The organism is Corallococcus sp. M7, assembly GCF_054512695.1.
In genome coordinates, this window is record NZ_CM137252.1 from 8,708,625 (window position 1) to 8,720,887 (window position 12,263).

Below are 12,263 nucleotides of genomic sequence, written 5' to 3' on the forward strand. Positions count from 1 at the left end.
CAGGTTAGGCGTCCAGCGACGCCAGGGCCAATTGCCGGAAGGCCTCGCTGCGGGACAGCACCGCACCCACATCCACGCCGGCCGGGTCACCGCCACGCACGTCCGAGTCCAGCCGCGCCAGCACGCGCCCCGCCGCCAGCGACGCGGGCATCGCGCGCCAGGCCGCCACCGCCGCGTCCTCCCACGCCAGCACCGCGCCGGGGCGGGTGAGCTCCACGCCCTCCGAGCCCAGCGCCAGCGCCAGCGCGCACAGCCAGCCCAGCTCCACCGCGCCGAAGCAGCCGAGCGCGCCCGCGCCCAGCACCAGCGCGTCCGGCGACGTGAGGTACGCCTCCACCCCGCCGCGCGGGTCCACGGACACGCGCACGCCTTGCGCGCCCAGCGACTCGAGCACCGGCCCCAGCGCGACGTGCAGCCGCGCGAGGCTGGCTTCCGTCACCGGCACCAGTCCCTCCGGCTCCGGGTGCTGGAAGTCCTGCGCGGGGCGCTCCAGCCGGGACACGGGCGCGCGAGGCGCGGGGGCATCGCTGCTCACGAGCGCGGCGCCGATGCCGTCCGTGCGCTCCGCCTCCGGACGTCCCAGGGCGCGCAGCGCTTCCGCGTACAGCGTCCAGCCGTCCACGTCCGGCCACTTCTCACGCAGGAGCGCGGGCCAGAAGCGCACCGCGAGCACCGCGCCGTCCGGGACCGGAGAGAAGCGCTCGGTCACCCAGCGTGTCAGCGCGGGCGAGAGCTGATTCGCGTCCGCGAGCCGCTCCGCCAGACGCACCGCCGGGCCCACGAGCTGCGCGTCCAGGTAGCCGCGGAGGATGACCTCCAGCTCCGCGGGGTCCTGCGTGAGGCGCTCGCGCAGCCGCAGCGCTTCGCCCACCATGCCGCGCGCCTCGGCGAACTTCACGCGGCGGGCCAGCCGCTCGTCCGTGTCCGGGAGCTGCTCCAGCTGCGTGGCCGCTTCGGCCCAGCGCTGCTGCGCTTCGTAGGCGTCCGCCAGGCGCTCGCGGTACGGCGCCCATGCGTCGGACCCCGCGAGCTTCGCGAGGGTGTCCGCCAGCGTGAGGAACACCGTGGACTCGCGCGCCTCGTCCACCAGCGCGAGCAGCGCCTGCACGGCGGCGAGGCTGTCCGCGTCGTCGGAGAGGGCGGCCTCGAAGGCCTCGCGCGCCTCGGCGGGCTGGGCCAGGGGGCCTTGCAAGAGCTCGCCGCGCTCCAGGTGCAGCAGCGCGCGCGACTTCGCGTCGTTCGTGTCCTGGGCGATGAGCGCCAGCGTGCGCTCCGCGGACTCCAGGCGGCCCAGCTCGCGCTCCAGGGCGTAGCGCTCGCGCAGCAGCTCCTCGCGGCGCGCGGGCCAGCCGTCCGCGGCGAAGGCCAGGGACTCCAGCCGCGCGGGCTCCGGCAGCGCGCGCACGCGGGTGAGCACCGCTTCGGCCAGGGCTTCCGGCTCCAGGCCCAGCTCCGGCAGCAGGAGCATCAGGCGCGCGCCGAGGCCGGGCTCTCCGCCCAGCTCTTCCAGGGCGCGCAGGCGCGCGAACACCGGGGCCGGACGGGCGCGCAGGACCTCGTCGCGCAGCGCCACGGAGAAGGCGGCGTCACGGTCGTAGGACAGGGCCGCCAGCTCCAGCAGGCCTTCCCACTCCGCGTCCTCGCGCAGACCGTCCGCGAGCGCGGTGGCGTGGGCGGGATCCGCGTCCGGCATCGCGACCAGGGCCCAGAGGGCCACGCGCGTGCGGGCCACATCGCCTGCCTGCGCGGCCATGGCCAGCGCGTCGGTGTACTCGCCCGCGGCCATGGCGGGCGCGAAGCCCACGTCCAGGGCGCGCGCGAAGGCACCCAGGCGGGCGAAGCGCTCGGCCAACTCCGACGCGGACAGCATGTCCGGCGCGTCGGTGGCGATGCGCTCGACGACCTCCAGCGCCTCGCCCATCTCGCCCGCCTTCTCCCAGAGGCCGGCGGCCTCCAGCAGCAGCGGGGGACGCTCCTCCGGCGCGGCGAGCCGGGCCGCCTGCAACAGCGCGCGGGCCGCGCGGGGCGCGTCTCCGGAGGCGCGGTGCAGGTGCGCGACGAGCAGCGCGGCGCGCAGGTCCGGCTCCGTGGCGACGGCGGCCTTCGCGGCCTTCAGCGCGTCTTCGAGCAGACCTGCCTTCTCGAAGGCACGCGCGGCGGCGACCAGCAGCGACACGCGCTGTTCGCCCGACGCGAGCTCCGCGCGGGCCACGCGGACTTCGGCGCGGCGCGCGTGCGCGTCACCGAGCAGCGGCTCCAGTGCCTCCAGCGCGTCGGCGTAGCCGGCACTGGAAGCGCCCCGGGCCACCACGGCCTCCAGCGCGTCGCGAGCGGCCTCTTCACGGCTCGCATCCTTCGCCAGCTCCGCGAACTCCAGCCGGAGCACCGCGGACTCGTCCGCGTCGTCCGTGAGCGGAATCAGCCGCTCCAGCGCGGCGAGCAGCTCCGTGGACTCCTTGCGCGCACGCAGGCCGTCCACCAGCGCGCGCAGGGCGGCCGGGTTCTCCGGATCCGCTTCCGCCGCGCGGCGCGTGAGGGCCCAGGCCGTGTCCGCGTCCGACAGCGACTCGTTCGCCACGGACGCGGCGGCGAGCAGCAGCTCCGCGGCGCGCGAGCCTCCCGCGGCCTCCGCGCCTGCTTCGTAGATGCCCAGCAGGTCGCCATGGCGGCCCAGGGCGCGCAGGCCCTCCACCGCGCGGTCGATGACGCCCGCGTCCGCGGGGCGCAGCCGCGCCAGGGGCACCAGCGCGTCGATGGCTTCACGCGGATCGTCGAAGAGGTCGGCCGCGCGGCGCAGCAGCACCTCCTCCGTCGCCGCGTCCTGGGCCCTGCGTGCCAGCTGCAACGAGGCCCGGTACAGGCCGGGGCCGTTGCCCGTGCGCGAGTGCACCTCCGCGAGCAGCGACAGCGCCTCACCGCCGCGCGCGCCCTCCGGCTCCAGCGACACCACCGCTTCGAAAGCATCCGCCGCGTCGTGGAACGCGCCCGACGCGAGCGACGCATGGCCCAGGCGCAGCCACGTGCGCACGCGCACCGGCACCGGCAGCGAGTCCCCGCCCAGCGCCAGCACCCGGCGGTCATACGGCTGCGCGGCGGCGGGGCCTCCGCCCTGGGCGGCCAGCTCGGCGCGCGCGCAGAGGGCGTCCACGTCACCGTTCGCGCGGCCCAGGTAGTCGTCGAAGGCCTCCGCGGCCTTGAGCGCTTCGCCCGCGTCCAGCAGGCGCTGGGCCCGCTCACGCAACAGGGGCAGCGCCTCCGTGGGGGCCACGGCCTCCGCGCGCTGGCCCAGCAGGTCCGCCAGCCGGCGCACGTCTCCGGCGGCGCGCTCGCGCACGTGCTGGAAGGCCTCGGCGTTGGCGGGGTCCAGCTCGAAGGCGCGGTCCTCGCAGAGGATGGCGCGCTCGCGGGCACCCTCTTCGCGGAAGGCGCTCGCGGCGGCGAGGTAGCTCGCGGCGGCCTCGGCGGGCGTCTGGCGCTCGGCGCGACGGAGCATCAGCTCGGCCAGGGCCTGGCGCTCACCGCTCTCCTCGAGGAAGGCGCGGTGGCGCGTGAAGACAGGCTCCCGGAACGGATCCGCCTCCAACAGGATGGCGTCGAACTCGGCGGCGTCCGCGGGGCGGCGCACCTGGTGCAGCAGCTCCGCGGCCTGCGCGGTCAGGTTCAGGTCGTCCGGCTTCGCGGCGCGCGCGGCGATGAGCGCGGCGGCGGCGGCCTCCGGCTTGTTCGCGCGGTCGCGGTAGAGGACCGCGGCCTGGAGCAGCAGCGCCGCGTGACGGTCGGCGTCGATCTCCGACTCCGCGCACTCCTCGTACCAGGCGGCCAGCTCCGCGAGCCGGCCCTCGCGCTCCAGCAACTCCGCGAGCAGGTTCTCGGCTTCCGTGAGCCAGCGGTCCTGGCGCAGGGCCTGGCGCAGGAAACCCTCCGCCTTAGCCGTGTCCGCGAGCTCGCCCAGGTTCAGGCGGGCCAGGCGCAGCAGCACCGCCGCGCCCTCGCGCGTGCCCGTCATCCGGGGCAGCCCGCGCTCCCACCAGCGCGCCTCGGCGGCAGCGTCGTCGCGGCGCTCGGCCAGGGCCGCGCCCATGCGCGCGGTGTCCAGCTCCGCGGCCAGGCCGAAGGCGCGCTCCAGCGAGGCCTCCGCCGCGTTCAGGTCCAGCTTCACGTCGCGCAGCAGCTCCGCGCGGCGGCGTTCACACGCGGCGGCTTCGGCGTTGCGTTCACCGGCGGCGAGCAGGTCACGGGCGTTGGCGAGCGAGCGCAGCGCTTCGTCCGTGCGGCCCATCGACTCCGCGAGCCGGGCCTCCTCGTCGTAGGCCGCGAGCGCTGCGTCCACGTCACCGGCCTGGAGGCTGAGCGCGGCCACCGGCTGGAGCTCCGTCAGCAGCTCCGACGTGCGGCCTGTCTCGCGATACAGGGCGACGAGCCGGCGGCGCAGCGGCAGGGGCTCCTTCGCCATCTTCGCCGCGTGGGACAGCAATGATGCGGCGATGCCCGCGTCCGCCAGCGCCTCGCGCGCACGCTCCGCCAATGACACCAGCCGCGCGACGGTGTCCTCGGACGGCGCCAGCACGCGCGCGTGGGCGACGCGTACCTCGAAGGCACCGCGCGGGTCGTCGCGCTCCAGCAGCGCGGAGAGACGCTCCACGGCGCGCTCGCACAGCGGACGCTGCGTGAGCAGGTACCGGTACGCGGCCACCGCGCGCTTCACATCGCCGGACTGCTCGGCCAGGTCGCCCAGGCGCAGGCTCATGGCCTCCGCCGCCTCCGGGGCCGAGCGGAAGTCCGCGGCCTGGACCAGGGCCTCCTGCAACGGCAGGGCTTCGCGCACGACACCGCGCAGGTAGAGCAGGTCCGCCAGCGTGGCCAGGTCCTCGCCCTTCGCGGGCACCCGCTCATGCGCGCGACGCGCCAGCGCCAGGGCCCGGTCCAGTTCCTGGGCCTGCCGCGCGTAGGTGACGCCCTCGCGCAGCAGCGCCGCGGCCTCGGCGGCGTCTGCGTCCTCCGCGGCGGCCTCCAGCAGGCCCGCGGCCTCCAGCAGCTCTCCGCGACCGGCCACCAGCGACACCAGCCGGCGGCGCACCGCCGCGTCCGCGGGGGCCAGCCGCAACGCCTGGCGCAGCGCGGCCTCGGCGGGCGCGCCCTGCCCCAACCGGTCGAGGTAGAGGCTCGCGAGCTCCGAGTACAGCGACGCGGCGGCGGCGGGCGGCGCGTGGGGCGCCTCGGCGGCGAGCAGCTCCGCGAGCCGGGCCCAGTCCTCCAGGTCGCGCAGCACGCGCTGCAACGCGAGCGTGGCTTTCTCGTGGCGCGGCGCCAGACCGAGCGCGGCTTCCAGGTCGCGCGCGGAGGCCTCGCGGTCCCCCTGGCCTTCGAGCAGCTCGGCGCGCAGCAGGAGCGCTTCCACGCGGCGGGCGGTGGGCCCCTGGCGCGCGGCCTCGGCCAGCGCGGCGGCTTCGTCCGCGGGCTTGCCTTCGCGGCGGGCCAGCTCGGCCAGTTGGAAGAAGGCATCGCACCGCGCGTCGGCGGGCGGCTCCAGCGTGATGGCGGCGCGCAGCGCGTCCCCGGCGGAGGCGCGCTCGTCCTTCTCCAGCAGCACGGTGGCCAGGGCCAGCAGCCGCTCCCGGGCGCGGGCGCCCAGGGTGGCGTCGGCGGCCACGGCGCGGCGCCATGCATCCAGCTCCGCGGGCGCGTCCGACGCCTCGCGCGCCAGCTCCGCCAGCATCAGCAGCAGCGGCGCGGGACGGCGCGACAGCTTCGCGGCCTGGGCGCAGTCGTCGCGCGCGGGACCCGTGCGGCCGGCGCTCCGGTGCAGCATGGCCCGGCGCGCGAGCAGTTCGGCGCGGGCTTCACCCGACGCGGCGGACACCAGCGTGCCCAGCAGCTCCAGCCGCTCGGACTCTTCTTCCGGCGTGCCCGTTCCGGGCGGAGGCAGCAGCTCCAGCAGCGACTGAGCCGCCCACGCGTCCTGCGGCTCCTCCGCGAGGAGGCTGCGCAGCGAATCCGCCGCGGCGCTCGCGCGGCCCAGGGAGAGGCACAGCTCGGCCAGCTCGCGGCGGGCCTGACGGCGGGCATCTCCGGCGAGACGCGGCCACAGCTCCACCAGCAGGTCCGCCAGGGCCTCGCGGGCGCCGGCCTTGCGGTGCAGCGCGGCCAGCTCCAGCCGCGCGTCCAGGTCCTCCGGCGTGCGCGCGCTGAACTCCGCGAGCAGGCGCCGCGCCGCGTCCGTGCGGTTCGCGCGCACGGCGGCGGTGGCGGCCTTGCGCGTGAGGGCCACACGCTCCGCCTCGCGCGGGGCATCCACGTCCGCGGGCGGCAGCGCCAGCACCGCCTCGAAGTCCTCCAGCGCGGCGCGGGCATCCGTGGCCAGCCGCAGCTCACCCCGGCGGATGCGCGCGGGCGCGAACGTCGCGTCGCGCTCCAGCGCCTCGGCGAGGAAGGCCTCCTCGCGGCTCGTGCCCGCGGCCAGCAGCGACGCGCGGAAGAGCAGCTTCGCGCCCGCCCGGGCATCCGGCACCAGCGTGGCGCGCCGCGCGTACAGCCGCGCCGCCTCCAGCTTCTCGCCGCGCTCCAGCTCCAGCTCGGCCAGGGCCTCCAGCACCTCCGCCGCGAGCGGGCCCTCGGGGCTCGCCTCCAGCGCGGAGGCCAGGCGCATCAGCGCGGCGGCCTTCTCTCCGCGTTCCAGCAGGGCGCGAGCGCTCTGGAGGAACAGCGGCGCCGCCTCCTCCGCCCGGTCCGCGCCCGCCAGCGCCTGCGCGCGCGTGGCCCACAGCTCGGCCAGCGCCTGCGTCTCGCCGGCCTCCGTGTAGAGGGCCTCCAGCCGCGTGGCGAGCACGTCATCCAGCCGCCGCAGCGGGAACGCCTGCGCGTACGCGGCGATGGCGCCCTCGCGGTCACCCAAGAGCTCGCACGCGCGGCCCAACCGGGCGCGCACGTCCGCCAGCTTCTCCGGCGCCGCGGTGCGCGGCAGCGTGGCCAGCAGCGACTCCAGCGCGCGCCGGGCATGCTCGGGCCGCTCGCAGCGCAGGCTCAGGTCCGCCAGGTCCAGCAGCACCGCCGCGTCCGGAGCGAGCCGCGCGGCCTTCTCCAGCGCCACCAGCGCGTCGCCCACGCGACCCAGCCGCGCCTCCAGCACGCCCGCCAGTTCGCGCAGCGCCGCCGCAGCCAGCCGCTTGTCGCCCTGCGCTTCCGCGACGCGCGCGCGGTCCTCCAACGCCGTCGCGAGCCCCGCCAGGTCGGAGCGCTTGCGCTGCAACGCGCACAGCTCGCCCAGCGCCGGCAGGTCGTCCGGCTCCGCGCGCAGCACCTCCTGCAACGCGTGCACGGCGAGGTCCAGGTCGAAGGCCAGGTCGCGCGCGGCCACCGCGAGGCGGCGGTACTTCTGCGCCCGCTCCTTCGGCTCCGTCGTCAGCCGCGCCAGCGCCGCGAGGCAGCGGGTGAGCTGCGCGCCGTCGCGGCGGGCCTCGGCCAGCGCCAGCAGCGACTCCAGCGCGGGCCGGTGGTCGCCGTCCGCCTCCAGCGCGAGCGTGAGCAGCTTGTCGGCCTTGTCCGCCTGCTGGAGCTTGCCCCGGTACAGCTCGCCCGCTTCGGCCCACAACGCGGCGCGGGCCTTCGGCTCCTCCTTGAGGGCGGCGGCCTTCTCCAGCGCCTCGGCCAGCTCCTGCGAGCGGCCGGTGACGCGGAAGTACGGAATCAGTTCATCCAGCGCGACGGCATCGCGCGGATCCAACGCGAGCGCCGCTTCCAGGTGCTCGCGCGCCCGCGCCGGGTCGCCCAGCTTCGTGCGCGACAGCCGCGCCAGCGCGTGGTGGCTCTCGTGCGCCGCGTGACGGACGCTCTCCGAACGCGGCGCGGGCCCCGCCAGCTCCAGCGCCTGCTGGTAGCCGCTCAGGGCCTCCTGCAACCGGCCCAGGCCTTCGGCCACGCGCGCGGAGGCGAACAGCGGCTCCGGCTCACCGGGCAGGAGCGACACGGCCTCGCGGTAGCGCAGCAGCGCGTTCTCCGGCTGCTTCAGGCCCTCTTCCCACACCCGGCCCGCGAGCAGGTCCGCCTGTCCCACGCGGTCCAGCTCATGGCGAGCCATCGAAACTTCACGCAGCCGGTCCAGCGCCTTCAACGCGCGCAGGTGCTCACCGCCGCGGTGGCACAGCTCGCCCAACAGCAGCAGCGCGTCCGGCTGGTCCGGCGACAGACGCAGCGCGGCCTCGCAGTGCAGCCGGGCCCCCGCGATGTCGTCCTCCGTCTGCGCGCACAGCCGCGCCAGATGCACGTGCGCGTCCGCGGCCTCCAACGGGTCGCGAGCCAGGGCCGCGAGCCGCCGGTACGCCCGCACCGCGCCAGCCCGGTCGCGCGCCTGATCCGACGCGCGCGCCAGCGCCTTCAACGACGGCAGGTGGTCCGGCTTGAGGCCCAGCAGCTCATGCAGCGCCTTCACCGCCACCTGGGGCGCGGTGTCGCGCGAGGAGCGCGCGGCGGCCTCGGCGGCGAAGAACGCGGCGGCCTCTTCCGACGTGCGACGGGCCAGCGCGCACAGCGCCAGGTAGCGCTCCGCCGCGCGGGCACCCTCGCCCCGGCGCTCGCGCACCACGGCCTCGCCCCACAGCGCCGCGGGGCTGCGGTCACGCCGGCGAGACAGCGTGGCCGCCACGTCCAGGGCCAGGTCGTGCGCCTGCGGATCCGCGACGAGCAGCGCCAGCAACCGCTCCGCCGCGAACGGGTGCGCGTCCTGCGCATCACCGGCCTGGAGGTACGCCTGCCGCGCCTCCGCGAGCCGTCCCTGCGCGACCAGGCCCTCCGCGTCCGCGAACGCCCGAGCGCCCTCCAGCGCCAGCATCAGCTCCTCGTCCGGCGCGGCGGGCGGGGGCAGCCCTCCGGCGGCGAAGCGCAGACGCAGGCCGGTGCTGGAGACCTCCGCCGCGGACAGGCGCGCGGTGTCCAGCGTGGGCACCTTGTAGCCCCGGCTCAGCGCGGCCAGCTCGCACAGCGCGGGCAGCACGCGGGTGGAGAAGCCGGTGGCGCCGCGCACCTCCACGTCCGGCAACAGGCCCAGCGCTCCCACGGCCTCGGACAACAGGCCCGGCAGCTGCACGGACGGCGTGGCGGAGAAGCCATACAGCCGCACGTCGTAGACGTAGACGGCCAGCCGGTCCCCGTCCGCGTCGAAGGCGATCTTGAACGTGAACGGCGTGCGCTCCGGCGCCGGCAGCCGGCCCTGGCCCTCCAGGTAGCCGGGGCGGAAGTGCAGCCGCAGCTCCTCGATGCCCGCGAGCCGCCCGGCCAGCTCCGCCACCTTGCGCGTGACGAGGTCCGCGTCGACCGTCAGCTCCAGGAAGCCGAAGAGCAGCTTCTTGCGCTGGTAGCGCGTGGCGCCCGCGCTGACGTTGAACGGGAAGCTGACGTCCGGAATCTGGAGCGCGAAGTCGGCGATGCGCAGCCCGGGCTGGACCTCCAAGGCCGGAAAGCCCACGAACGCACGCCGATCCAACAGGCGAAGCTCGGGGGCGGCGCCGGAAGCAGGCGCGACGGGCTTGGGGGACTCGCTATCGGTGGCCATCGGTGGAGGCTGGGGAGGCTACCATGACCCCTAAGCCCTGGAATTTTTAGGCAAACCCTTGGCTGGGAAGCAGGCGGCGGGGCACGGCGTACCCAGGCGTTGTCCAGGCGATTCCGTCCTGGAGGAACGTCATGCGCCCTGGGAGGAAGCCGTGCAATATGCCGCGCCGTGCTGGCCCCCGACGCACTGGTCCTCGATGGTCGTTTCCGGGTTCTCAAGCCCCTGGGCTCCGGGGGCATGGGCGAGGTGTACCTGGGCGAACAGGTCTCCCTGGGCCGCAAGGTCGCCATCAAGGTCCTCCACCACGACCTCCACGCCCAGGCCGGCATGGCCGAGCGCTTCAAGCGGGAAGCCCGTCTCCTCTCCGCCGTGGAGCACCCGGCGGTGGTGCGCATCGTGGACTTCGGCCAGTCCGGCGACGCCGCGTGCCTGGTCATGGAGTTCGTGGAGGGGCAGAGCCTCTACGACGCGCTCCAGGGCGGCCCGCTGCTGGCGCCCCGCGCGCTGGCGCTGCTCCAGCAGTTGGCGGAAGGGCTCGCGGCCATCCACGACAAGGGCATCATCCACCGCGACCTGAAGCCGGAGAACGTCCTCATCTCCCCGTCCGCGCGAGGGGAACAGGCGCGGCTGCTGGACTTCGGCATCGCGCGGCTGGTGGAGCCGGAGGCGGGCAGCGCGCTCAGCCAGGTGGGCGTGGTGCTGGGCACGCCGGAGTACCTGTCCCCGGAGCAGGCCGTGGGCGCGAAGGTGGACACGCGCAGCGACCTGTACTCGTTCGGGGTGCTGGCCTACCGCGTGCTGTCCGGGCGGCTGCCGTTCGACGGGCCCACGCCGCGCCACTTCCTGTCGCAGCACGCCTCGCACGCACCGCTGCCCCTGGATCGCGCGGCGCCGCAGCTGTCGCGCTACGTGGGGCTGCTGTCGCTGGTGATGCGGCTGTTGGACAAGGACCCGGCGAAGCGTCCGCAGACGGCGAACGAGCTGGCGGACGCGCTGGGCCTGGCGCACGCGGCGCTGATGGCGTTCACGCCCAGCCAGGGCACGCCCATCGTCCACGCGAACATGACGCCGTCCTCTGGCACGGCGGCCTTCGGGGTGGATCCGGCGGCGCCGGCCGTCCCGGGTTCAGGCACGGCGGCGTTCGGCGTGAATCCCGCGCCCGCGGGCCCGGGCTCTGGCACGTCGGCGTTCGGTGTGGCGCAGGCCGTGCCTTCGGTGACGGCGCCCCCGGTGCAGGCACCGCCGCGCACGGGCACGGCGGCGTTCGGCACCACGGGCCTGCTGTCGGGTGCGCTGGGCGCGGTGACGGGCGGCTCGCCGGTGACGAAGGCGCAGAACGTGACGGTGATGCTCACCGACATCCAGGGCTTCACCGACCGGATGAGCCGGCAGACGCACGAAGAGAACGCGCGGATGCTGGACACGCACGACCGGCTGCTGATGCCGCTGGTGCGCGAGCACGACGGGAAGCTGGTGCAGAAGCGCGGCGACGCGCTGCTCGCGGTCTTCCGCGCGCCCTCGGCCGCCGTTCGCTGCGGCATGGCGATGCAGCAGGCGCTGTGGCGTTACAACCAGACGGTGCCGGAAGAGCATCAACTCCACGTCCGAGTGTGCCTGCACGCGGGCGAGGTGCTGGTGACGAACGACGCGGTGCTCGGCGAGCCGATGGAGGTCGTGAAGGCGGTGGAGCACGTGGCCGCCGCGGACGAGGTGACCTTCACCGAGGCCGTGAACATGGTGCGAAACCGCGCCGAGGCCGCCGCCGAGCCCTGCGGCGCCATTCCCCTGCCCGGGCGCAATGAGAAGGTGCAGCTCTACCGCGTGACACGCGCGACGGAGGGCTCGCCGTTCGGCGCGGCGCTGGGCATCCCCGACTCCGGGACGAAGCCGTCACCGCTCGCGGGCCTGCTCACGAAGGCGCGCGAGGGACTGGCCTTCCTGCGTCAGCGTCCGCGCGTGATGGCTGGCGCCGTGGGAGCACTGGTGCTGCTGGGCGCGGGCGTCGCCTGGACGGTGCACGCGAATGATCCGCGGGTGCAGGCGCGCGGGCTGCTGAAGGACGGCAAACCCAAGGAAGCACTCGAACGATTGGGCCAGGCAGACGTGCCGAAAGGTCCGGAGACGACGCTGCTGCGCGCGGCGGTGAAGCACGCATTGAACAAGCACGAAGACGAGCACAACCTCATCCTGGGCCTGGACGAGGCAGGCCGGGCCGCGCCGGAAGTGCTCCTCCTGGACGGGCTGGCGGAGGACTATGGGGATAACGAGCGGGACACCTCCGCACGCCAGGCCCTCGACGCCCTGCCGGTCCCCACGGTGCGTTCCCACCTGGAGTCCCTGGTCCGGGGAGAACCCTCGGCGAAGCAGTGGGGCGCGCTGCGCTACCTGGACGCGAAGGACCAGGCGGGCCTGGACCTGGTGGGGCTCTACTCCGCGTCCCTGGCGTCCAGCGATTGCGTCGTTCGCACGAAGGCAGCCTTGCGACTGGGGAGCCTGGGCGACCCCGCCGCGCTGCCCGCCCTCACGCGCGCGGTGGAGCAGGCCTCGCGGGAGAAGGCGGCGGGCGGCAAGGCCTGCAACCCGCAGACGTTCAACCGGACCCTCGAAGAGCTGAAGAAGAAGTCCGCGCCATAGCGTGGCTCTCCGGACGCGCGTGTGTCACGCAGGCCGCGCGTTCCCTGTGGATCCGCTGTGCATCCCTCTTGCACTCGCGGCGGGC

The 12,263-nt window shown here is 75.6% G+C and carries 2 protein-coding genes; one reads left to right on the forward strand and one right to left on the reverse strand.

Annotated features, from left to right (window positions below; all coding sequences use genetic code 11):
• Positions 1-4: 4 nt before the first annotated feature.
• Positions 5-9,544, reverse strand: coding sequence for a flagellar hook-length control protein FliK (locus ACX114_RS34985; RefSeq protein ID WP_459291677.1), 9,540 nt, complete (start codon positions 9,542-9,544; stop codon positions 5-7).
• 168 nt (positions 9,545-9,712) lie between these two features.
• Here ACX114_RS34985 and ACX114_RS34990 point away from each other — a divergent pair, with 168 nt between their 5' ends.
• Entirely contained in the window at positions 9,713-12,178 is a 2,466-nt protein-coding gene (locus ACX114_RS34990; RefSeq protein WP_459291678.1) for a protein kinase domain-containing protein, read from the forward strand.
• Positions 12,179-12,263 lie beyond the last annotated feature (85 nt).